This is a genomic window from Clostridioides sp. ZZV15-6383 (assembly GCF_020657735.1).
Lineage (GTDB): Bacteria > Bacillota > Clostridia > Peptostreptococcales > Peptostreptococcaceae > Clostridioides > Clostridioides difficile_D.
In genome coordinates this window covers 68,004-94,296 of the sequence record NZ_JAGWCV010000006.1, presented here as the reverse complement: position 1 = coordinate 94,296, position 26,293 = coordinate 68,004, and the positions used below count along the sequence as shown (strand labels likewise).

The following is a 26,293-nucleotide window of genomic DNA, read 5'->3' as shown; positions in this document are numbered from 1 at the left end:
AAATAAATAAAATTATATATGAAAATAAAATTATGTAAATACAAACATGTAAATATTTACATGTTTGTATTTACATATAGAAAAAATTGTGATAATCTTAACTAAGAAATTCTATTTAATAAATTTATCGAGGAGGAGAGTAATGAATTTAACGCAAAAAAGATGGATTATATTAATTGCAAGTTGTTTCATCAATTTATGTATTGGCTCAATATATGCGTGGAGTGTATTTGCATCACCTATGGCAGAATATTTAAATAGTATTGCTGGAACAACTTTTACAGCTGCTAGTTTAGCAATTGTATTTACAGTTACAAACTCAGTTGGACCTATTACTATGATTACAGGGGGAATGATAAATGATAAATTTGGTCCTAAAAAGGTTGTATTTGTAGGAGGATTAGTTTTTGGTATAGGTATGATATTGGCAGGTTTTTCAAAAGGATTGCCTATGTTGATTTTATCATATGGGATAATAACAGGTCTTGGAGTTGGTATGGTTTATGGATGTACAATAAGTAATTCAATTAAATTTTTTCCAGATAAAAGTGGATTAGTTGGTGGTATAACAACAGCAGCTTATGGGTTTAGTTCAGTAATAATGCCTCCAGTTACTAATTGGATAATTAATAAATACGGAGTAACCTCTGCATTTAAATCAATAGGTTTAGTATTTCTTATAATTGTATGTGTTTCTTCTTTCTTTATTAAAAAATGTCCAGCAGATTTCACACCAGAAGGATGGGTACCACCAGAGAAAAAGGGAAAAGTAAGAGTTGTTATTAATAAGAATTGGAAAGAAATGCTTTCAACACCTATATTTTATCTAATGATTATAATATTAACTTGCGGAGCTTTCTATGGATTAATGTGTGTGTCATTAGCATCTTCTCTAGCAACAAATATGATTGGGATGACAAGTTCAGATGCAGCGATAGTAGTTTCAATTTTAGCCTTGTTCAATACATTAGGTCGTATTGTTGCAGGATATATCTCAGATAAAATTGGTAGAATAAATACTTTAGCAGGTGCATTAGTTATTTCAATTTTTGGTTTATTATGTTTGTTATTCTCAAGAGAAGGAGATGTAGCAACATTCTATATTGGAATAATAATTATAGGTATATGCTTTGGTTCATTTATGGGAATTTTCCCAGGATTTACAGTAGATAAATTTGGACCTAAAAATAATAGTGTAAATTATGGAATCATGTTTATTGGATTTGCTTTTGCAGGATATATTGGACCTGCAGTGATGAAAAATGTATATGCTGCAGATGGCAATTATCAAAGGGCTTTCATTATAGCTATAATTATAGCTTTAATAGGTTTTATGTTAACATTTTTATATAAATATATAAATAAAATACAAAATTTAAAAATAGAAAATCTAATGAAGGGAGATATAAAAGATGGAAAGAAAATATCCAAATCTATGTAAGCCAATTAAAATTGGAAATGTAACATTCAAAAACAGAATGTTTTCAGCACCTATGGGGGGAACAGACATAACAGCAGATTGTACAATTGGCTCAAAATCAACAGCCTTTTACGAATTAAGAGCAAGAGGTGGAGCAGGTGCAGTTACAATTAGTGAATGTATGGTTCATCCAGAAACAGATGGCTCACATGCATATCATCTAGATTTAAAAACAGTTGACTCTTTAGCAAGTTTTACTTACACAGCAGATGCAATTCGTCGTCATGGAGCAATACCAAGTGTAGAGCTATCTCATTCAGGACAATATTCAGGAACTTATTTAGTTGACAAAGATAAGAAGCGAGGATTATCACAATGGGGAGTAAGTCCTAGTGTTCGTCCTGATGGATTAGAGATAAAAGAACTTACAGAAGAAATAATTGCTGAAATAGTAGAGTCGTATGGAAATGTTGCAGCATTGGCTAAGAGAGCAGGGTTTGAGATGATTATGATTCATGGTGGACATGGATGGTTAATCAATCAATTCTTATCACCTTACTTTAACAAAAGAACTGACAAATATGGTGGTTCTTTAGAAAACAGAGTTCGTTTTGCTAAAGAAGTTTTAGATAGTGTTCGTAAAGCAGTAGGTTCAGGATTCCCAATAGAGTTTAGAATGAGTGGTTCTGAATTATTTGAGGGAGGGTATGATTTAGATTATGGAATAGAAATTGCTAAATTATTGGAATCAAGAGTAGATTTACTTCATGTATCAGCAGGTACATACCAAAGAGGGTTTGCAGTAACACACCCTTCTATGTTCCTAGAGCATGGATGTAATGTATACCTTGCAGAAGAAATTAAAAAACATGTAAGTATTCCAGTTGCTACTATAGGAGCATTAAATGACCCAGAAATGATGGAAGAGATAATTGCTAGTGGAAAAGCAGATGTTATTTATATGGCTCGTGCATTACTAGCTGACCACGAATTACCAAGAAAAGTTATGAGTAATCAAGATGAAAACATAGTAAAATGTCTAAGATGTTTCACTTGTATGGCAGAACGTGCTACCACATCTACAAGACGTTGCACTGTTAATCCACTTATTGGACGTGAATTAGATGGAACTGAAGTTGTTCCAGTATTAAAACCTAAAAAAGTATTAATAGCAGGTGGTGGACCAGGAGGATTGCAAGCAGCCATTACAGCTGCAAAGCGTGGACATAAAGTAATACTTTGTGAAAAGACTAATGAATTAGGTGGAATTTTAAAGGGAGAACAAGCACTTCCATTTAAGTACGAAATGTATGAATTAGGAAATACTTTTGGAAAAATAGCAAAAGATTTAGGTGTTGAAGTACGTTTAAATACAACAGTTACAAAAGAATATGTTGAAAATGAAAATGTTGATGCATTAATTATAGCAGTAGGGTCTGAACCTCTAGTTCCGCCAATAGAGGGGCTTGATGGAGAAAATGTAGTAATAGTTAATGACTATTACCTAGAAAAAGAAAAAGTCACTGACGAAGTAGTAGTTTTAGGTGGGGGATTAGCAGGGTGTGAAGCTGCAATTCACTTAGCTCAAGAAGGAAAGACTGTTCACTTAGTAGAGATGAGAGCAGAGCTTGCTCCAGATGCAAATATAAGACATCGTCCAATATTACTACAAGAAATAGAAAAACAAGGTATATATGTATATACAGAGCATAAAGGTTTAAGTGTAACAACAGAAGGTGTAGTATGTATGAATAAATCTGGAAATAAAATAAATGTTCCAGGAACTTCGGTAATATGTGCACTTGGACAAAAACCAAGAAGAGAAGTGGTAGATACTTTACTTGATTGTGCTCCATATGTAGCTCAAATTGGAGATTGTGTGCGTGCTTCTACAATAACAAATGCAGTATACCAAGGGCATCATGCTGCGCTAGATATATAGTTAAAAGAGAAGTAGATAGTATTCTTTTATTATAAAAAAGGAGTGTCTCAAAATGAACTTTTTAGTTCATGAGACATTCTTTTTTTGTATGAAATAAAATAAGTCAGAAGATATTAAAGATGCTGTATTTCAAGTTATGAATGACAATGGATACAAAGAAAATGCAATTAAACTATCAAAAAGCTTTTATAATTCAGGAGGTTCAAATTAAGCAAAATACTGACAGTGTGGTCTTTTAACTTACCAGTTGGGGCATATATATTGATGCTAAATATGAGGGATGTTATATTTTAATAAAAAAGATAATATCCTTTTTTTAGTGCATTATATTAAGTTTTAAACAATAAATTAAGGAGTATCAATATTTTTATAGTGATAATTATTATGTTCTATATGTAAATAAAGTAATGTTACAAATTTATGATATGGAAAATAATAATAAATTTTTAAGAAGCAATAAAGAATTAAAAGGTGTGAAGTATCCACCAATTTACCTTAAAGATAATTTGGATAAATGATTTATGATACTTAAAAATTTTGTTATGATAACTCACAATGCTGAAATAGCTAATGATTCAGATAATGTTATAAATATTAGTGATAGTAAAATAATATCAATTTAGTATCTAAACTTTATTAGGTAATTGTATAAAAGAGCCTATACTTATAGAATTAAAAAATATTTAGGAAATCGTTGACAGATTTACATAGATGGTATAAGATATAGGATATAAAATTAAACAAAAAAGAATTCTAATTATGGCGACGTAGTCATAATTTTGAGTATGTTACTGATTAGCAGGCAGAACTCAAGTATATATGTGAAAAATAGAGGAATACTCTATACATATATGCTTGGGTTCTTTTTATTGAAAGGAGGAATATATGAAAATAGTTCAGATTTTAAATAACAATGTAGCCTTAGTAAAAAGAGGTAAAAACGAAATTATTGTATTTGTCAAAGGAATTGGCTTTAAAAAAAGAGTGGGACAAGTGATAAATGAAAATGAAATAGAGAGAACCTATATACTAGATTCATACGATATGCTAGAACACTTTAGTTATCTACTACAAAACTCAGATTCTAACGATATAGTTCTTATTAATGAAATAATTGAACATGGTGAGAAAGTTTTAAATATAAAATCAAGTGATTATCTAAGTTTAACCTTACTAGACCATTTAGAGTTTTTACTTAAAAGATGTGAAAAGAATCAATTTATAAAAAGTCCTTTGGTATGGAATGTTAAAAGGTTTTATCCAAAACACTTTGAAATTGGCATGCATGCACTAAAATTAATTGGTGACAGTAAGGGAATTAATCTTCCTGATGATGAAGCAGTATCAATAGCACTTCATTTTGTAAATATGGAGGTAAATAAAAAATCTCATGATGACACAGTTGTGGAACTGAGAACTTTAGGAGATATAGTTTCGATAATAAAATATCACTTTAATGTAGAGCTAGATGAAACTTCAACAAGTTATATGAGATTTACCACTCATCTACAGTATTTTATACAAAGAATTATGTCAGATGAAGCTTCAACAGATGAAGATAATTCAATAGATTTATATAGACAAGTAAGTCAACTTTATCCAAAGTCATTTGGAAGTGTTCAAAAGATAAGAAAATATATAAAATCACAATTTAATGTCGACATATCTATAAGTGAAGAAACTTATTTAATGTTGCATATAAATAGGGTGACTCAAAGACTGGAGGCAAAATCAGATGAAGTATAAAGATTTAAATGAAAATATAATAAAACTTATAGGCGGAAAAGAAAATATAAAGTCGGTAGCACATTGTGTTACTCGTTTAAGACTTAACTTAAATGATAGGAGCATTGCTCAAACAGAAGAAATTAAAAAATTAAAAGGAGTAATTGATGTAGTTTCTAATGATGTTGCTTATCAAATTATAATAGGTACTCATGTTGTAGATGTATATAACGAGTTTATGTCTATGATAGGTTTAAGTTCAAGTGAATCAAGTGTAAAAGGTGAAAGAAAAAAGGAAATTAGAGGTATCAAAGGTATATTTAATTCCATCTTTGTGGTAGTCTCAGAGACTATGACTTCAGTAATTGAAGTACTACTTGCAGCCGGTATACTTGCAAGTATATTAGCACTTTTAAATATGTCTGGTATACTTCAGAGTGATAGTCCTACATATCAAATATTAGATACATTAAGAAGTGCTACATTTCACTTCTTACCAGTATTAATTGCAATAGCATCAGCAAAAAGACTTAATGTAAATTCTTATATAGCAGTAGTGTTAGCAGTTACATTACTATCTTCATCAATAGATGGTGTAGAAGGATTAAGTTTATTTGGTATAAATTTACAGGCTACAACTTATGCAAACAGTTTTATTCCAATACTTTTAGGAGTATGGGCAATGGGAATTATAATTGAAGGTTTGAAAAAAATATTACCTAAAGCACTACACTATTTTTTAGTTCCAGTATTATCTTTAATAATAACTCTATCAGTTACATTAACTGTATTTGGACCTATTGGTATGTGGATTGGTGATGGACTAAACTATGCATGTATGTTTTTAATTAATACATTAGGTAATTGGAGCGTTGTTGCATTATATGCGGCTTTACAACCACTCTTAATAGTTTTTGGTGCGGCAAATTTTACTATGCCTATAGCTTTAAATTCTGTGACAACATTAGGGTATGACCCAATTTTTATGGGTGCTGCAACGATATCTGATATTGCAGTTTGTGGTGCAATGTTTGGGTATTTCTTAAAAACTAGAAATAAAGAACAAAAGCAATTATTTGGGACAGTAAGCTTTAGTGCACTTATGGGAGTTACAGAGCCTTCAGTGTTTGGTGTGTTTATGAAATATAGAAGACCATTTGTAGCAGTAATGATAGGTGGAGGTATAGGTGGTTTAATAGCAGGCTTAGCACAAGTTAAAACATATGGAATGGTTTGGGGATTAGCTGCATTACCAACATATCTTGTTGGAGGAGAGGTATCTAACTTTACATTTATGATAATAGGTGTAGTAGTATCATTTGTGGTAGCAACAGTAGCTTCTTACTTATTAGGAATACCTTCAGATGAAAAAGAAGAAGTTAAGGATGATAATGAAAAAGAATTAGAACTAATAATCAACGAGAATAATTCAAGAACTATTAGTATTGGAAATGTTGCAAAAGGTCAGGTAATTGCACTTGGGGAAGTTAATGATAAAGCATTTTCCTCTGGAGCATTAGGTAAAGGGGTTGGAGTTATACCTAGTGAATCAAAATCAACTGTTATATCTCCTGTAGATGGAACTATAACTATAGTATTTCCAACTAAACATGCATATGGTATAGTGACTGATGAAGGAGTGGAAATATTAATTCATATTGGGATAGATACTGTAAACTTAGATGGAAAGTTCTTTGAAAGTCTTGTAACACAAAATCAAAGGGTTAAAAAAGGAGATGCTTTAGCAGTATTTGAATCAGATAAAATTATAGAGGAAGGTTTTGATTCAACTATAATAACTGTAGTTACAAATACTAGCGATTATTTAGATGTAATCTCATCAAATGATGAATCAGAAGAATTATTAACTGTAATAGTATAAATTTTAGGAGGGGAAATTCATGAATATTAAAGATACATTTTTCTGGGGAGGAAGTATTGCAGCCCATCAATGTGAAGGTTCATGGGATAGTGATAACAAAGGGCCTGCAATTATGGATTTTGTAACTAAGGGCTCTTATGAAACGCCAAGAGTAATTACTGATAAAATAGAAGAAAAATTAGATTATCCATCTCACAATGGAATTGATTTTTATAATAGATATAAAGAAGATATAGCTTTATTTAAGGAAATGGGATTTAGCGCATTAAGAATATCTATAGATTGGTCAAGAATTTTTCCAAATGGAGATGATGAAAATCCTAATGAACTAGGGATTAAATACTATGAAGGTCTGATAGATACATTAATAGAAAATAATATAGAACCTATTGTAACACTATATCATTTTGAATTACCTATGAATTTAGTACATAAATATGGTTCATGGAATAACAGAAAGCTCATAGATTTGTATTTAAAGTATAGTGAGACTGTAATAAGAAGGTTTGATGATAAAGTAAAGTACTGGGTTACATTTAATGAGATGAACCATATTGACCCTCAAACAGAGCACTCGGATATTTTTACTTATATGATAGCAGGTATTAAATATAGTGAAATAGAAAATAAAGCTCAAACACTGGCAAATGTAGGGTACAATATGACTTTAGCAGGTGTAAAGGTTGCAAAGTTGGCTAGAGAAATCAATCCAAGTAATAAAGTTGGATGTGTATTTGGACTAAATCCAATTTATCCATACAATTGTAATCCTAGTAATGTATTAAATGCATTTTTAGATAATGACCGTGACTATTATCAAATTGATGCAATGTGTAATGGAAAGTTTCCTCAATATAAATTAAAAGAATATGAAAAAAATAATATAAATATTGAAGTGACTGATAAAGATAAAAAAGCATTTGAGGAAGGTAGATTAGATTTTATAGGGCTTAATTATTATTTTTCAAGTGTGTCTACTCCAAAAGAAAATTTATCAGGTGATAAATCTTTATTTGGGGGAATTCAAAATCCATATTTAGAACAAAGTAAGTGGGGATGGGCAATAGACCCTATAGGTTTAAGATTTACTTTAAATTATGTTTATAGAAAGTATCAATTACCTATCTTAATTACAGAAAATGGTTTAGGGGCATATGATAAAATCGAAGAAGATGGAACTATAAATGATGATTATAGAATTGAGTATTTAAGTAAGCATCTATCTCAAATGAAATCTGCAATTGAAGAGGATAATGTTGAATGTTTTGGATATTTAATGTGGGGACCAATTGACTTAGTCAGTGCAACTACAGGTCAGATGAGCAAAAGATATGGATTTATATATGTTGACTTAGATGATGAAGGTAAAGGAAGTTTTAAGAGATATAAGAAAAAATCATTTGATTGGTATAAAGAGGTAATAAAATCTAATGGAGATAATTTAAATTCATTAGGTATGTAAAGTAAAATGTGTATTCTCCTAAAAATGGTGGTAATAAAGAAGCTAAGTATAATTACTATCATTGGAGGTACACATTTTTTATGTATATTAAAAACATCTGATTCTATAATCAACTAAACTGTACTAAATGGTGATAATTAAAAACTTAAATATATCTATACAGGGAGAAGGAACATTTTTTATATTTAGAAAAAGAAGTATTAAAAAATATATTGAAATAAATATTTAAAAATGATTTTATCTACAAATATAAACAAAGTATAATATAAACTATCATTTTAAGATTTATTTGAAGGTGGTGGTTTATAAATGGGAGTACTCCTAAATAGGTTGTTAAATATTTTAAACAATGGAAAAACTGAATCTACTTACTATCATATAGCAAACATTTTAATATGTAATTATGACAAAATTAAAGATATGACAATATCAGAAGTAGCAGAATTATGTTTTGTTTCAAAGTCAACAATATCAAAGTTTACAAGATATATTGGATTTGAAGATTTTTCTGATTTAAAATCTGCAGCTGGATATAAAAGTAATAAAAATCAAAATATATTAAATTATAATGATAATATACTAGGATATCTTGATTGTCATAGTGTTGAAGATTATATAAATGCGATAATGAAAGATTTAGAAGATTTAAAATCAAATATTCAATATAATAAAATAGATGAATTAGCCAAAGATTTAATTAAGTATAAAAGTATTGCAGCATTTGGTGTGCTTTATTCTCAGTCTGCCGCTGTAGATTTTCAAACTAAGTTAGCTTATAACAATAAATATATTTTTTCTAGAATAGATGATGTAAAACAGCATGAATTTATTAAAAATGCAAAAGAGGATACTTTAATAATTATATTTACAAACTCTGGCGATTATATAAAGAAATATCAGCTGATAGGAGGGAATATAAATAAAGGCGTTTTTAAAGAAACAAAAGCTAAGATTGTTGCAATTACATCAAATAAAGAACTAGAAAAAAGTCCATATGTTGATTTATGTATCTGTTTTGGACATAAATCAAGTGTTCAAACACATCCTATAATATATCAGGTAATTACAGATATTATTGTATCTAGATATAAAGAACTAATAAATAACAAAAAAACGTGGTGACTTAAATATTATACCACGTTTTTTTATTTATATAATAAAGTTTCCAAAAATCGAAAATTATAAGGTAAAAAAAGTATGATGATATAATTCAATTACAATAATGAAAACGATATCCAAAAAGGATTATGAAAGGAGAGAATCATATGGCTAAAAAAGACTACCGAGATTTAGCAAAAAAAATTGTTAAAGAAGTTGGAGGAGTTGAAAATGTAAACTCATTATTTCATTGTGTTACAAGGTTAAGATTCAAACTTAAAGATGAATCTCTGGCAAATAAAGAAGTTATTAAAAAAGTGAGTGGTGTATTAACAGTTGTAGAGGGAAATGGTCAATTTCAGGTTGTTGTAGGTAATCATGTATCAGATATATTTAATACTATATTAAATATATATCCTGAAATAAAGAGTGAAAAAGAAAATAACAATGATAAAGGTGAAGGAAAGACAGGGAACATATTTACACGTATGTTTAATGTAATGTCGTCGATATTTAATCCAATAATCATAGCACTTGCAGGTGCAGGTATGATTAAAGCTCTACTTGTAATCTTGACCACATATAACTTCATGAGTACAGAGTCAAGCACTTATAGTATTTTAAGTGCTACAGGAAATAGTGTGTTTTATTATTTACCATTATTCCTAGCATATAGTTCAGCAAAAACATTTAGATGTAATACATTTATATCTCTTGCTATAGTTGGGGCTTTAATGGAACCAAACTTTACAGGGCTTATGCAAAACACGGGAGATGTAGTTAGTTTCTTTGGGATACCAGTTGTTCTTATGGGATACTCAGGGACAGTTATACCAGCAATCCTTACTATTTACATTTATAGTCATATAGAAAGATTATTAAAGAGATTTATACCAAATAGTATAGAGATATTCACTTTATCTATGGTTGCTTTATTAATAATGGTACCATTATCATCTATGGTGATAGGACCAGTTGGAGTTATATTAGGAAATGGGATGGGAGATATAATAAATTTCTTAAGTGATAAGAGTGGTCTTTTAGCAGGTGCCATTGTAGGGGCAGGATGGACATTTTTAGTAATGATGGGAATTCACTGGGGAGTAGTTCCTATAATGATAAATAATATAGCAAACTTAGGATATGACGTTATAAGACCTATGATAGCAGCAGCTACTTTTGCTAGTGCAGGTGTAGCACTAGGAATATTCTTTCGTTCTAGAAATAAAGAAATAAAAACATTTGCAGTATCAGCTATGATACCAGCATTATTAGGTGGTATAACAGAACCTATAGTATATGGACTAAGTGTGAAATACAAAAAACCATTAATAGCACAAGTAATAGCTGGAGGTATAGCAGGAGCATTTATGGGATTATTCAAAACAAAGGCAATAGTGTATGTATTCCCAGCACTTACTACTCTACCTGCATTCTTTGGAGATACATTTGTCATATACATAATGGGTATAGCAATGTCATTCTTTTTATCTGCAATTTTAACTTATATATTAGGTTTTGAAGAAGAAGTAATAGAGAAAGAAAATAAAGTACAATTAAGTAATAATATAGTGTTGCCAGTTTGTATTGAAGGTACACTAGTAAACCTTGAAGATGTAAAGGATTCTGTATTTGCAAGTAAATCTATGGGAGATGGTATAGCAGTAATACCTTCAAAAGGGATAGTAAAAGCTCCAGAAGATGGGACTATAGAAGTTGCTTTTCCAACTGGTCATGCAATAGGAATGAGATTTGATGATGATACTGAAATATTAGTTCATGTAGGTATAAACACTGTTGAAATGAATGGTGAAGGATTTGAACTTTTGGTAAGACAGGGAGATAGAGTTAAAAAAGGTCAAGAGTTAATTAAATTTGATATAGAAAAGATAAAAAGAAAAGGCTATGACATAACTACCATGATAATAGTAACAAGTGGTCAGTATGAAGTTATAAATAATATATCAAAAGTAGTCTTAGGGGAGGCATAAAATGGGTTTTCAAAAGAATTTTTTATGGGGAGGAGCAATAGCTGCAAACCAAGCAGAAGGAGCATATGATGAAGATGGAAAAGGTTTAAGTATATCAGATGTACTTTCAGTAGGAAAAGGACGTTTTGATAATATCAAATTAGAAATAGATGAAAGTAAGTATTATCCAAGTCATGAAGCAATAGATTTTTACCATACATATAAAGAAGATTTAAAGGAATTATCGGATTTAGGGATGAAGTGCTTTAGAACTTCAATAGCATGGAGTAGGATATTTCCTAATGGAGATGAAAATGAACCAAATGAAAAGGGTTTAGAGTTTTATGACAATTTGTTTGATGAAATGATTAAGTATGGAATGGAGCCAGTAGTTACAATATCTCATTTTGAAACACCATTAGGTTTAATAAAAAATTATGGAGGCTGGAAAAATAGAAAGCTTATAGATTTTTATGAAAACTATTGTAATGCAATATTCAAAAGATATAAGAATAAAGTAAAATACTGGATGACTTTTAATGAAATAAATCATGCTCATACACTGCCTCTTATAGCAGCAGCTATAGAGATAAAAGAAGATGATACTAAACTTCAAGATATATATCAAGCTAGTCATAATATGTTAGTAGCTAGTGCAAAAGCAGTTATAAAAGGACATAAAATAAATAAGAATTTTAAAATAGGTTGTATGTTATCACTATCACCTATTTATCCAGCATCTTGTAAACCAGAAGATGTATTTGAATCTTATCAATTAAGACGTAGGTCTTTATTTTACAGTGATATACATATGTTAGGAGAATATCCAGCATATTTTGAAAGAATAATTAGTGAAAACCACTTAAATATACATATGGAATATGGGGATAAAGAAATACTTAAAAAAGGTGTTTGTGATTATGTAGGGTTTAGTTATTATAGGTCATCACTTCACGAAGTTGGTATGAAAATACTAGGAAATACAGGTGGAATTTTAGGTAAGAAAAATCCATATTTAAAAGAAACTAAATGGGGATGGCCTATAGACTCATTAGGATTAAGATATGTATGCAATGAACTTTATGATAGGTACCATAAACCGTTATTTATAGTTGAAAATGGTCTAGGAGCAAGCGATGAGATTGAAACAGATGGAAAAATATACGATTATGAAAGAATGGAATATTTAAAGAAACATGTTGAAATGGTGAAAGAAGCAATAAAAGATGGTTGTGAAATAATGGGATATACTTGGTGGGGACCAATTGATATAGTGTCAGCAGGTACAGGTGAGATGAAAAAGAGATATGGATTTGTATATGTAGACAAAAATAATGATGGGTCAGGAACACTTAAAAGAATGAGAAAGTGTAGCTATGATTATTACAAACAAATCATATCAACAAATGGTGAAGATTTAGAAATTAAAGAGAGGGTTGAGAAATATGAAAAATAAATATAAATTTCCAGAAAATTTTTTATGGGGAGGAGCAATAGCTGCAAATCAAGCAGAAGGAGCTTGGAATATTGATGGAAAAGGAATGTCAGTAGCTGATATAGCTAAGTACAAGCCTAACATAGATATAAAAGACTATAAAAGTCAATGGCATGTGGGAATCAAGGATTTGAAAGAAGCTATGAATGCAGAAGAAGATACTTTTTATCCTAAAAGAAGAGGTATAGATTTTTATAATAGATATAGAGAAGATATAGCTTTGTTTAAAGAAATGGGATTTAAAACATTAAGAGTTTCAATAGCTTGGACTAGGATATTCCCAAAGGGTATAGAAGAAGAGCCAAACGAAAAAGGGCTTCAATTTTACGAAAATTTATTTAAAGAGTTAAGAGTAAATGGTATAGAGCCATTAGTTACACTATCACACTATGAAATGCCAATATATTTAGTAAATAATTATGATGGGTGGGTATCTAGAGAAGTTGTAGATATGTTTGTAAAATATTCAAAAGTATGTTTTAAGAGGTACAAAGGCTTGGTAAAATACTGGTTAACTTTCAATGAAATTGATAGTGTATTTCGTCATGCATTTACTACAGTAGGGGTGTTAGAAGAAAAATATAAAAGTAAAAGAGAAACAGAAGAAGCAATATACCAAGCACTACATCACCAATTTGTAGCAGCTTCATTAGCTACAAAGTATTGTCATGAGATAATACAAGATTCTCAAGTTGGATGTATGGTTACTAAGACTTTAACTTATGCAGAAACATGTAATCCAGATGATGTAATATTAGCTCAAAGAGATAATAGAAATAACTCTATGTATAGTGATGTACAAGTGTTTGGAGAGTATCCTATTCATATTAAAAGATATTGGGAGAAAAATAATATAAATATAAAAATGCTTGAAGGGGATGAAGATATATTAAAACAATATACAGCAGATTTTGTTGCATTTAGTTATTATATGTCAATGGTTCAAAGTATAAATGCTGAAAAAAGAGAGAAAGTTGGAGGAAATTTAGTAACAGGTGTTAAGAATCCATATTTACCAACTAGTGAATGGGGATGGCAGATAGATTCTAAGGGCTTAAGAATAGCACTTATTGATTTATATGATCGCTATAGAAAACCATTATGGATAGTTGAAAATGGTGTAGGGGCATATGATACTGTAGAAAATGATGGTTCGATAAATGATGATTATAGAATAGAATATTTTAAAAATCATTTTGAACAAATAGCTATAGCAATAGATGAAGGTGTTGAATGTATGGGTTATACATCTTGGGGATGTATAGATATTATTAGTGCATCGACGTCTCAAATGAGTAAACGTTATGGATTCATATATGTAGACCAAGATGATATGGGAAATGGTACTAAGAATAGAGTTAAGAAAAAATCATTTTATTGGTATAAAAATGTAATAGCTACGAATGGAGAAGTTTTAGATTTACCTACGAATATGGTAGTAGGGTAGGAATAAGATAAATAGAAGTTAGGTGCTAATGCTGATTAGTATCTAGCAAAGTATTTAAAATAGAGTATGGGATTTTTAAAATAAAGTGTGTATTCTTCCTAAAAGTAATGACAACTAAACTTATTATACAAAGGAGAATACACATTTTTTACGTTTTTACTTAATTAAATATTTAGACATATTCATAGTATGATTTATTTATTACATAAAAAATAATATGATTTACTTGCTATATAAATTTATAAAATTTCTGGAAAAATGTCAGAATATATTGACAAAGAAAAGGTTTGAAATTATAATTTATGTTAAGAATAGTTTGACAATATAAAAACGAGTGCTTTTATAAGGAATAAAATTATTTTTATTATTAATTTAAGAATAATTTAGGATTACTATAGAGGTAAAGGTATAGATGTCATTATATGATAAGTTATACTTATCTAGAAAGAGTTTTAAAGTATAGTTTATCATTGATTTAATATAATAAATGATTTTTGTTTCTAGGAATAATTTCTGGGAATAAGATATCTAAATTCACTTAAAAATAATCTGATTTACAAAGGAGGGGATGCGCCAGTAGATAAAGTTTGTACATAGAGAAGACTTAAAATGAAGTGTATTCTGATAATATTAATTTAATGGGTGCATTATTATTTTATTTTAAGTATTTTGAGAATAATTTGAGACGTTTGTAAATATATATTATGTATTTAAATAAACGTAAGTCTTCCAACATGTATACTAAGATTGAAAATAGTTGTAGTACAATTCTGCATTTATAAAATGATGTAGAAAGTAAAAAGAAATCTAGTAAGTTAATAATTACAATTAACATTTAAAGAGTTAACTATAGTTATGTCCATTTAGGTATTTTAGGAATAATTTAAGACGTATAAAATATTATCAAAAAATATCAAGCTATACCATATGTAGTTAAGAATAACTACAAAATATATATTCTATAATCATTGTTTTATTGATAAAAAATTATTATATTTAGGAGGAAACAACGATGGAAAATTTTTGGAATCCGCTTACTTGCTTTACTGTATGTGTAATGATTTATGCTTTTAGTGAGTTTTTATCTAAGAAAACAAAAGGTGCAATTTCAACATTGCTATTTGTATGTATTATATTTTTACTAGGATTTTGGACAAATATTTTACCAAAAGACATTACAGGAGCATCAGGGATATTAGCTGCAATGAGTAACTTTGGTATAGCTTTATTAATAACTAACTTAGGAACACTTATAAATCTTGAAGACTTATGTCATGAATGGAAAACGGTTGTAATTGCATTAGTAGGTATTGTAGGAATAGGGGTTGGTTGTTTAACAGTAGGTAGTATGTTATTTGGTAGAGAGTATGCTTTAATAGCAGCACCTCCAATAGCAGGTTCTACTGTTGCCGGTATTATTGTAACAACTGTTGCAGAAGCAGCAAATAGACCTGAACTTGCAGCATTTGTAATTCTAGTATTATCATTTCAAAAATTCTTTGGTATTCCGATAACTACATATTGTATAAATAAAGAATTAAAATTTAAAAGAGATAGTGGAGATTTCTTAAAAGATGAATCAAAAAGTAATTTTAAGCTTCCAAGTATGAGAATTTTTAAAGAAGATTCAGGTAAAAAATCATCTACTCTAGTATACCTTGCAAAACTTTCATTTGTTGCTATGATTGGTAATTTTTTAGGATTGGCTACACTAATACCAGGATTTACTCCTGCAAACTATTATTTAAATCCCAACATAGCATGTTTGTTAGTGGGATTGATTTTTACACGAATAGGTTTTTTAGAAAAAGGAATTTTAGATAAATCTCAATCTAATGGAATTATAATGTTTGGTTGTATGTTAATGTTACCTGGAGGACTTGCTAAGGTAACTCCAACAGCATTGTTTGGGATGATTGTTCCAACTATAGGAATACTTATTGTAGGCTCTGTATTCATAATAATATTTACTGCAATTGTAGGAAAGCTATTAGGATATTCTCCAAGAATGTCAGCTGCAATTGGCGTAACTTGCATGCTTGCTTATCCAGCAACACAGATAATTTCTAATGAAGGTATTGATGCTATGGAAGGAACTGAAGAAGAAAAACAAAGGGCAACAGATTATTTGTTACCAAAGATGATTATAGGGGGATTTGTTACTGTAACTATTGCATCAGTGGCATTTGCTAGTATAATAGGTCCAATTATATTTGGTTGATAGTAAATAGACTTATAGGAGGTAGAGGCAATGGTAGGAAGTATATCTATAAATGAGATAGATAAAAAAAGATTCAAACTTAATGATTTGAGTAAAAAAATATGGAAAAATCCAGAAAAAGCATTTAAAGAATTTAAAGCATGTGAAAATACAGCAAATTTTCTAAGAAGTGAAGGATTTGATGTGGAAGTAGGTGTAGGAGGTTTAGCTACAGCTATTAAAGCTAGTTTTGGGTCAGGCAAGCCAGTTATAGGTTTTATGGGAGAATTTGATGCATTACCTGGTTTAAATCAAAAAGTTTCAGCAAAGCAAGAAGCGTTTGAATTGGGTGCCTATGGTCATGGATGTGGACATAATTTATTGTGTACAGCACATGTAGGAGCAGTAGTAGGGCTTAAAAGAGAAATGATAGAAAATAATTTAAGTGGGACTATAGTATTTTATGCATGTCCGGGAGAAGAGCAATTAACAGGCAAAGGATTTATGGCTAGAGGTGGAGCATTTGAAGGTCTAGACTTAGCTATAAATTTTCATCCAAATAAAATTAGTGAAGCTACAGTTGGTATTTCAACAGCTGTTAATTCTGTAAAATTTCACTTTAAGGGGAAAACTGCACATGCAGGTTCAGACCCTCAAAATGGAAGAAGTGCACTAGATGCTGTAGAACTTACTAATGTGGGAGCTAATTATTTGAGAGAGCATGTTACTTCTGATGTAAGGATTCATTATACAATTACAGATGGAGGAGTAGCACCCAACATAGTTCCTGATAAAGCATCAGTATGGTATTATACAAGAGCTTTAAGTAGAGAAGCTGTAGAAAGTACATATGAAAGACTTGTAAAGGTAGCAAAAGGAGCTGCAATGATGACTGAAACAGAAGTTGAAGTAGAGTTTTTAGGAGGATGTTATAACACTTTAAATAATCATGTTTTAGCAAATCTTGTATCAGAATGTATGAATGAGATTAAACAAGAGCCTTGGACTCAAGAGGAATTGGACTTTGCAGCTGAGTTAGATAGACAAAGCCCACAACAATATAAGGCTATGATAAGTAAATATAATTTACCAGAAGGAACTCATCTATATTACGGTGGAGGAAATGTTACAAACTTTAATAGTTATGGCTCTACTGATATTGGGGATGTAATGCATATAGTTCCGACAGCATACTTTTTTACAGGATGTACAAATCTAGGTGCACCAGGTCATAGTTGGCAGTTTACATCTTGTGCAGGAAGTTCTATAGGAGAAAAAGGTATGATATATGCAGCAAAAATTATGGCTATGTTTGGAGCTAAAATACTGAATAATCCAGAGATAGCTAAAAAGGCAAAAGAAGAATTTGATAAATCTATGAATGGTAAAACATACAAATGCCCTATTCCAGATGATATTCCAACTCCTTAAAAAGAAATGAAGTTTAATATATAAAATTATAATTTTTATGCCAGCATCATTTTCTTAGCAAAAGAAAGTGAAATTTTGCTGGCTATCTGATTAGGAGGAAGGAATATGAAAAATTTTTTTAAAGAAGCAAAGTCAATAGAAGGAGAAATTATTAAATGGAGAAGATATTTGCATGAAAATCCTGAAACTGGTTGCAATCTACCAAGAACAATTACATTTGTTACCAGCATGTTAGAAGAAATGGGATATTCTCCAGAATTAACATCCAATAATGGAATAGTAGCTGTTTTAGACAGTAATAATGATGGAAAGACCTTATTATTAAGGGCAGATATGGATGCACTTCCTATTATGGAGGAGACGGACTTACCTTTTAAAAGTAAGAATAAAGGTGCATCTCATAGTTGTGGACATGATAATCACACAGCAATGCTCTTAGGTGCAGCTAAAATACTTATAGATAATAAGCACTTACTTAAAGGTAGAGTAAAGTTTGTATTTGAACCAGATGAAGAGACTACCAGAGGTGCAAAATCAATGATTGATGATGGTATATTAGAAAATCCTCAGGTCGATGCAGCTATGGCATTTCACAGTATGGTGGGCAAATTTCTTAACACAGGTCAAGTAGCTTATTCACGTGGTCCAGCTATGGCATCTGCAGATATATTTGAAATAACAGTAGAAGGAAAAGCAACTCATGGAGCAAGCCCTGAATTTGGAGTGGACCCAATAAACATAATGTCACATATACAAATAGCATTAAACACTATACTTTCAAGAGAAAAACCTCAGAAAGAGCCTGTAGTTTTAACTATTGGTATGTTTAATGCAGGAAGCGTACCAAATGCTATACCAAATAAAGCATCTATGTCAGGAACTTTAAGAACATTTGACCAATTTGTTAGAGAGAAATTAAAAAATAGGATTATTGAAATATCTACAGGAATAGCTAAATCATTTGGAGGAAATGCTAAAGTAGAGTTTAAAATGGGGACTCCTGCAGTTATAAATGATTTGGATGTAGGAGATGAGATTGTATCTTATGTTAAAGAGGTTATAGGGCATGAAAATGTAATAGACTTTCCAGCTGCAATGGGTTCAGAAGATTTTTCAGAGATTTTACTAAGGGTGCCAGGAGTGTTTTTATGGATTGGAATGGGAAGTATTAGTCAGGGGTATAATTTTGGAATGCATAATCCTAAGGCAATTTTTAATGAAGAGGGATTAGTTTACGGTTCAGCTTTATTTGCTCATTGTGCAGTAAAATGGTTAGAAAATAATTTTAGTAGATAATAACATAAAATATTATTAAATATCATAAAAGGTATATCTTAAAAAGATGCAAAGATATACCTTTTAGAAAATCATATATAATTTTACTTAATATTAGATGATAAAATATTTTTATGCATTTTGGATTTTAGTATTTATTTTCTGATATAAATAATTTGTATACCCTTTCAGGTCTACCTTTTGTTGAGTTTTGTTTTTCATATAATATAGTAGCGTTTCCAGATTTTAAGAGACTACTTAGAAATCTATTAGCAGTTCTAACGGTTACATTTAAACATGAAGATAATTCCTTAGGAGTAACTTCATCTCTTTGTAGAATTTCAGTAACAGATATAATCTTTTGAATAGTAAGAGTAGACAGTTTAGAACTTTTGGCAATTGTATTTATATGTGGAGTTACTTTATTTGAAACAGTAAGTAACTTATCACATAGTAAAGGTCCTATTGTCTCATAATTTTCGTTAACTAAGAAACTGTAGTTTAAAGGATTTATTTTAGATTCCTTATTAGCACTTATAGCACTAGACATAGCTTGATTTATATCATTACCAATTCCATATCCAACACATACTTTAATATTTGTACTATTTTCAATAGATTCTTTTATATAACATGTAGTAAAATTCTTAGTTAATGATTTAATCGTTTCACATTTAGTGAAAATTTTAAAAGAACTGCTATTTCTTTCAATTATAAAATCGGTCAATTTATTCTTTTTTATACTATTTAATATTTTATAAACTTGGTCTAAAGTAGAATCATCATAATTTGTATCTTTAACCGTTATATATATTACACTTGGTTGATTTCCCTTCATTCTATGTAAATGAATATCTTTTATTAAGTTACTAAAAGTATTTTTTAATAAATCTATGTCAGGGTATATGAAATGAAAATTTACTCCTGCATCTTGTAACATAGGAACAATACTACTGAAACGGGTAGTAGAAAAATCGATTTTCCCTTCATTCCATAAATTAATATGTTTTTTTGCAATATGTTTTTCGAGTTCTGCTATATCAGATAAACTCATTTTAGAGGCATTTTTATCAATACTATCCATTAAGTCTCCAAATGTGCCATTTGATAGATAATATGATATATCTTTTGGATTATCTGCCCAGTCCGTTAAGTCAAAGTATGCTCTAGAAAAATCTAATGTATTGTATTTAAAGATAAGTTTTAGAAACATATCATAGTAACTTTGTAAGTCAGTACCAAAATCAACTAGAGGTTTTTTAATAGTTCCAGCCTTTTTTGTAATAGCTTTTTTGGGGATAGGACCACTAACTGCAAATCCATCAAACCTATCTTCTATTTCTAAATATAAATCTCCTACATGAGAAAAATCTTTATAGATATATATATCAATTTCTGCATTAATATTTAACTTTTTTATAGAATTATCTACAAACTCTTTTAAAAATTCGGTTGTTATGACTGCTATTTTCATCATAGATTACTTCCTTTTCAATTATTATAATTATTTTATATTAAATATTACATTAATCTATTGTTCTAGTTAAAATCGTATTTCAATTAAATTCAATTAAAATAAATAACTCTTTATAAAAAGCAATTATTTAGGTAGAGGAATATTTGCTAACTTTAATAGTATTTGTTAATTTTAATTTTATTTAAGTTATTATAGTCTTACTAATTTTATAATTGTAGATTTAACTACTTTATGTTCTTTTATTGTTTATGTAGTTGATTTAGAAGTTGTCTTAACCATTTATTTTAATTAAAGTTGTTTGATTTTTAAATCCTTTGTGTAATCTTTGTTTTTCTAGCCATGATAAAAGTATTTCTATTTGTATCACTATATATAATAATATCATGACAAAATATTTATTGTCTAACTAATTATAATCTATCCAAAATGAAAATGGGTGTGAGACATTATTACAACAAATCGTATTAGTATTAAAAAGGATTAAAAAATTAAAAAACTAAACAGTTAAATAATTAAGCGATTAAGTGACTGTCATATAACAATTTATAATTTTATTTAACAGCCACTTAAGTATTTAAGAGTGTTGGAATTGAGTGTATATCAAATTATAATAATTTCCTAGTAAAGAATTGAAAAATAAGGTAGTCCATTTTTATATTTAATATCTGGGTTACCTTGAATAAGTGGATATAGGTAATCTAGAGCTTCATCAGTCACATAATTACATTCTTCATTTATCCACTCTTTAGGAAAATACTTTGTCTTGTTAGCTATTTTAGAAATATCAGTATGGCTAACTTCATATTTATAAGGAGTATTATATATTCTGTTGATGATAGCCATAACTCCTGTATATCCTTTTTTAGAAAGTTCTAGTCCATATGCACCAACTTCAGCAGCTTGTTTTAAATCAGTCTCTGAAGCTAAGTGCATAGCACATCTTTGTATTACACCAAGCTCTAAAGTTTTTACTCTTGTTGTAATTGATGATGATATTATAAGGTTCTTTAGATAGTTACTTACTCCACCCAATTGAGAATGACCGAATTTATCATGAAAAGAAGTTTTTTGCTCACATATAAAGTTGCCATATTTATCTCTTATACCTTCTGATGCAACTATATAAGCCTTATTTTTTTCTTTGAATATTTTTCTAACATCTTCTATAAACTTATCTTCATAGAAATCAATTTCTGGAAGGTAGATTAAATCAACTAGTGGATTATCGTTTAGTCTAGCTAGTGCAGAAGAAGCCGCTAACCATCCAGTATCTCTACCCATAGTTTCGACTATGAATATTCCATTATTTTTATATATAGAAAAATCTAAGTAAGTTTCCATTATTAGTGTAGAAATAAGCTTTGCAGCAGAACCAAATCCAGGACAGTTGTCAGTTCCTAATAAATCATTATCTATTGTTTTAGGAATCCCTATAAATTTTATTTTACAAGTAGTGTTTTTGCAGTATTGAGAAAATTTCATTACTGTATCCATAGAATCATTTCCACCTATATAAAATAATGTATCTATTTCGTATTCATCTAGTATATTTATAACTCTATCATAATCATAAGAATTTATCTTATAATCAGCTAGTTTGTATCTACAAGAACCAAGACCAGACGAAGGTGTTTGCTTTAAATTCAATACATTATCTTTGTTTAAGGAGTCTGAATCTATTATATTTTTGTTTAATATACCTTCAATCCCATTGATACCAAAATACACTTTATCAAAGTATTTAGTTTCTAAATTTTTTTCATAAATACCAATTGCAGAAGCATTGATAACAGCTGTAGGACCTCCAGATTGGGCAATAATACAGTTTCTCATTTTACATCTCCCTTTCATTAATATTGTTATGAATGGTACTTTTTATTGAGTAAATTTATATTTATAGTCTGATTATATATTAAGTGAACTAGCTATATCAATTGAGCTAGTATAGATAATAAATACCATAAGAATGTGGTAAAAAACTAACTTTTTATACATAATTAATGTCTATAATTTACCACAATATAAAGGTACTTTTAAGGAGTAGTCAAAGTGTTGTGAAAAAAAATATATCAGTGTAATATTAATTTACAAAGCAAAATAAGTTCACAGCTCACAAAAGCAGAATAAGTTCATATAAGAAATACATACAGCAACAAAAGTAGCACAAGATTAAAAATATTAAAAAAATATCAAAAAATAATATTTAATACTAATTAAAGTAAAATATGGAGGTACACAAATATGAAACACATAAAAATAGCAGCAGGATTGGCACATGTAAATTACGGTCACATATCAGCCGTAGTTAAGGAAGCAATGGATGCAGGTGTAGACTACGTACATTCAGATGCAGCAGATATGCATGATTTAAAAAATATGCAACTTATGGGTGGTCATCAAATAATAGAAGCAATAAGACCAGTAACAGATAAACCAATAGAATGCCATATATACACAAGAGATTGTGATAGATTATTTATAGAAAAAATAGCAGCAGCAGGATGCAACATGTTGATAATACCAGCTGAACATTTCTTAGGAGCTCCTCTTGCATACATAATAAATTACTGTAGAGAATTTGGTATGAAAGTAGGATTAACAGTTGGATGTTACACACCACTATGTTTTGTTGATGAAGCTATATATGATATAGATAGATTGCAAATAGTCGTTCATGGTGTTGATGAAACTGACGGAAAAGACAACTGGGGATGGAGAAAGAGTGCTGTTGATTTAGTTAAAAGAGCCAGAAAAATGATAGATGAAAAGAATCCTAAGTGTGAATTGGCAATAGATGGTGGACTAAGAGCAGACAATATGGAGCCATTAATAGAATGTAATCCAGATGTTGTAATATTATCATCAGCAATATTCAAGGATAAAGATGGTATAACAGCAGGGGTTAAGAATTGTAGAAAAGCTATAGATGAAGCAGCTACAAAGTTTGGTTTAGAATAAGATAATAAACTAGGATAAAAGAGATGCTTTCTTAATGTTTTTAAGGAAGCATTAATTTTATGAAAAACTATAGGAAGTTAGACTAATTTAATTGATTTTTTATACTGAAATAATATAATCATTGGAGGTTATTAAATGAAAAAAGAAATGATAAAAGATTATTTACTGATAACAATATCAGCATTTTTAATGGCATTAGCAGTTAATTTTTTCTTTGCAGAACATACATTAGCTCCAGGAGGGATAACAGGATTATCAGTCGTACTTAGCACATTCTTATCAATGCCTGTTGAGAATATATCATTAGGAATATCTATGCCACTTTTAGTAATGGGATTATTATTTTTAGGGAAAGGTTTTGGAATAAAAACATTATATATAACTCTTATGGGTCCATTATTCTTAAAAGTAATACCACAAACTCACATAACTGACAATCTATTAGTAGCTGGAGTGATAGGTGGGCTATTGGTGGGAACTGCTATAGGGATAGCAATAATAAGGGGCTGTAGTACTGGTGGAACTGATTTAGTTGCAATGCTTATTAATAAGGTAATTAAGTTTCTGAAGTTGCCAGTTATATTATTTATGCTAGATGGATTTATAATAGTAGCGTCTGGAATAATAAGTAAGAATTTTATGATATCTATATATTCATTGATATCTTTATTACTCATAATAAAAACAATAGGATTTGTAACTACAAAGTTTGGTAAGAATAATGAAGAAATTAATAATATAAATAGTGCTTGCACTCAATAAAAATAATAAAATTTACTTTAAATATAAAAGTTTAAATAAAAAGGTTAAATGTAAAAAATAAAGGTGTCTCAAAATGAATTTTTTAGTTCATGAGGCACTTTTTTCTATGAAATCAAATATATTTTCACCAGTTCAACAATAAAAAAGAGGCTTATCTCTATTTTGAGACAGCCTTATTGTTTGTTTATTTGTAAGATAATATTTTATTTTTTTCAGAATATAGTTTTTTTATAATTGTACTAAGCCTAGAAATATCATTCTTACTTAAAAGAGCATTTATATTTATCAGCTCAGCATTATGTTCAAAGTCTACAGGAGCAGTAGTTAGTATTAAGTCCACATCGTCAAAGTTTGTAAATGAAATAGAAGATAGAGGTATAGATTTAACTATATTAATCTGATTAAACTCAAAACCTAGTTTTTGGACTAGTAAGTTAGATACACCATCACTGCAATGACATATTAAAATAGTATTTAGGGGAGCTTTGCTTCTATCTATTGCTGATACTAAATATAAAGCAAGATATCCTATTTCGTCTTCATTAACTTCATAACTCATCAACTGTTTAATAACAGTATTAGACTCTTTAGCAGCCTTATACGTATAAGGAAATGTTCTCTTTATATCATTTAATATGGGATTTGTAATAGTAAACCCATAATTTATTCTGTGTAGAACTGACTTAAGGTGATTAGCAAGAGATTTTATTAATATTAAATCGTCTTTTAAGTTTAAATTTAATATATCTCCCCAATGGGTAGCTATTGCTTCAGATAGATTATACTCTGTAATTTCTTCATTTCTAAGAGGCTCAAGAATAGTAGGTTTCTTTATTGACTTAAGTAATCCTTCTATATGAAGGAGGATATAACAAACCTCTTCATCAATAAATTCTACATCAAAAGCTTCACTTAGGTTGGAGCATAAAGTTTTTGATTTTTCAAAGCATTCATGTTCTAATAATTCTCTAAAGAAACTTTCAGATAAGTTAATATATCTATTAATTGAAATTCTCTTAATACATATAGCTATATGTATTAAGAAGTTTATATAATACTCATCACTAAGATTGCTTTTTTCTACTTGTAAAGTGTGTAGAGTAATTTGGGATAATTTCTCAAAATCATAGTTGAATAACTCCTTAAATATTTTTGTTGAAGGTGTATCTTTACATTCATTAAATTTCGAGAATAATATTTCTTTAAGTTCAGTATAACTTTTATTAACAGTAGCAAGCTCAAAAATTGCTTTTCTAATATCTTTTTCTTTGCCTTCTAGATATACACCATTGTTGGTTTTTCTAACTAGTGTCACTTTAAAGCTTTGCAAAAAATTTTGAATAACTACCAAGTCTTTATGAACAGTAGCTCTGCTAACATGTAGTTCATTGCAAATGTCACGAATCCTAAACTTAGAATTTTTAATAAATAATTTACTTAAAATATATCTTTTTCTGTCTTCAGGAGAGTATGCATATATACAATTTGATTTATCATTGATATCTCTAATAACTTTAAGTTTTATATCTTCATTACCTAGAATAATAACTCCTGAACCAGTTTTTTTATCTAGAGATAAATTAAACTCTAAAAGCCATTCATCTAAAATAACAAGGTCATTACGAATAGTTTTATTACTAACATTTAATTCTTCGGCAATAGTATCTACAGTAATATAGTCTGAACTATTTAGCAATAATTCAGCAATATCTAATAGTCTTTTGTTCAATGCAAACCCTCCTAAATCTT

Annotated in this window: 17 protein-coding genes; 14 read left to right on the top strand and 3 right to left on the bottom strand. The window is 29.3% G+C overall.

The window, feature by feature from the left end; translation table 11 throughout:
* Positions 1-142: 142 nt before the first annotated feature.
* The 12 genes from KGF42_RS04265 to KGF42_RS04210 all read left to right on the top strand — a co-directional run bounded on the left by KGF42_RS04265 (position 143) and on the right by KGF42_RS04210 (position 19,368).
* Positions 143-1,441: an OFA family MFS transporter gene (locus tag KGF42_RS04265; protein ID WP_227822228.1), complete on the top strand. Its 1,299-nt coding sequence runs from the start codon at positions 143-145 to the stop codon at positions 1,439-1,441.
* Complete coding sequence (locus KGF42_RS04260) at positions 1,413-3,362, top strand: FAD-dependent oxidoreductase (protein ID WP_227825835.1); 1,950 nt, start codon at positions 1,413-1,415, stop codon at positions 3,360-3,362. Before KGF42_RS04265 ends, KGF42_RS04260 begins: the two co-directional genes overlap by 29 nt.
* Before the next feature lie 885 nt (positions 3,363-4,247).
* Complete coding sequence (locus tag KGF42_RS04255) at positions 4,248-5,108, top strand: PRD domain-containing protein (RefSeq protein WP_227825834.1); 861 nt, start codon at positions 4,248-4,250, stop codon at positions 5,106-5,108.
* The gene (locus tag KGF42_RS04250; RefSeq protein WP_227825833.1) at positions 5,098-6,969 is read left to right on the top strand and encodes a beta-glucoside-specific PTS transporter subunit IIABC; all 1,872 of its coding nucleotides are present in this window, start codon (positions 5,098-5,100) and stop codon (positions 6,967-6,969) included. The genes KGF42_RS04255 and KGF42_RS04250 overlap by 11 nt, the downstream gene beginning before the upstream one ends.
* Positions 6,970-6,988: 19 nt before the next feature.
* The gene (locus KGF42_RS04245; protein ID WP_227825832.1) at positions 6,989-8,431 is read left to right on the top strand and encodes a family 1 glycosylhydrolase; all 1,443 of its coding nucleotides are present in this window, start codon (positions 6,989-6,991) and stop codon (positions 8,429-8,431) included.
* Between the two features lie 309 nt (positions 8,432-8,740).
* Complete coding sequence (locus KGF42_RS04240; protein ID WP_227822233.1) at positions 8,741-9,553, top strand: MurR/RpiR family transcriptional regulator; 813 nt, start codon at positions 8,741-8,743, stop codon at positions 9,551-9,553.
* A 143-nt stretch (positions 9,554-9,696) separates the two neighbouring features.
* Positions 9,697-11,520, top strand: a complete 1,824-nt coding sequence (locus KGF42_RS04235) for a beta-glucoside-specific PTS transporter subunit IIABC (protein ID WP_227822234.1) — start codon at positions 9,697-9,699, stop codon at positions 11,518-11,520.
* 1 nt (position 11,521) lies between these two features.
* Complete coding sequence (locus KGF42_RS04230; RefSeq protein WP_227825831.1) at positions 11,522-12,955, top strand: family 1 glycosylhydrolase; 1,434 nt, start codon at positions 11,522-11,524, stop codon at positions 12,953-12,955.
* Entirely contained in the window at positions 12,945-14,441 is a 1,497-nt protein-coding gene (locus tag KGF42_RS04225) for a glycoside hydrolase family 1 protein (protein ID WP_227825830.1), read from the top strand. Before KGF42_RS04230 ends, KGF42_RS04225 begins: the two co-directional genes overlap by 11 nt.
* A 1,012-nt stretch (positions 14,442-15,453) precedes the next feature.
* On the top strand, positions 15,454-16,662 hold the full coding sequence (locus KGF42_RS04220) for a hypothetical protein (RefSeq protein WP_227825829.1): 1,209 nt from the start codon (positions 15,454-15,456) through the stop codon (positions 16,660-16,662).
* Positions 16,663-16,692: 30 nt separating this feature from the next.
* Positions 16,693-18,072 (top strand): M20 family metallopeptidase, encoded by a 1,380-nt coding sequence (locus tag KGF42_RS04215; RefSeq protein ID WP_227825828.1) that lies wholly within the window; start codon positions 16,693-16,695, stop codon positions 18,070-18,072.
* Between the two features lie 105 nt (positions 18,073-18,177).
* Entirely contained in the window at positions 18,178-19,368 is a 1,191-nt protein-coding gene (locus KGF42_RS04210; protein WP_227825827.1) for a M20 family metallopeptidase, read from the top strand.
* Between the two features lie 127 nt (positions 19,369-19,495).
* Here KGF42_RS04210 and KGF42_RS04205 read toward each other — a convergent pair whose 3' ends face one another.
* Positions 19,496-20,824, bottom strand: coding sequence for a hypothetical protein (locus KGF42_RS04205; protein ID WP_227825826.1), 1,329 nt, complete (start codon positions 20,822-20,824; stop codon positions 19,496-19,498).
* Positions 20,825-21,442: 618 nt separating this feature from the next.
* A complete protein-coding gene (locus tag KGF42_RS04200) occupies positions 21,443-22,657 on the bottom strand; it encodes a 6-phosphofructokinase (RefSeq protein WP_227825825.1) in 1,215 nt (404 codons plus the stop codon).
* Positions 22,658-23,065: 408 nt separating this feature from the next.
* On the opposite strand from KGF42_RS04200, the gene KGF42_RS04195 reads away from it, so the two are divergent.
* Entirely contained in the window at positions 23,066-23,782 is a 717-nt protein-coding gene (locus tag KGF42_RS04195) for a ribulose-phosphate 3-epimerase (RefSeq protein ID WP_054275036.1), read from the top strand.
* A gap of 135 nt (positions 23,783-23,917) precedes the next feature.
* Positions 23,918-24,544: a YitT family protein gene (locus tag KGF42_RS04190; RefSeq protein WP_054275035.1), complete on the top strand. Its 627-nt coding sequence runs from the start codon at positions 23,918-23,920 to the stop codon at positions 24,542-24,544.
* A gap of 184 nt (positions 24,545-24,728) precedes the next feature.
* Here KGF42_RS04190 and KGF42_RS04185 read toward each other — a convergent pair whose 3' ends face one another.
* Positions 24,729-26,273: a BglG family transcription antiterminator gene (locus KGF42_RS04185; RefSeq protein WP_107594034.1), complete on the bottom strand. Its 1,545-nt coding sequence runs from the start codon at positions 26,271-26,273 to the stop codon at positions 24,729-24,731.
* Between the last annotated feature and the right edge of the window lie 20 nt (positions 26,274-26,293).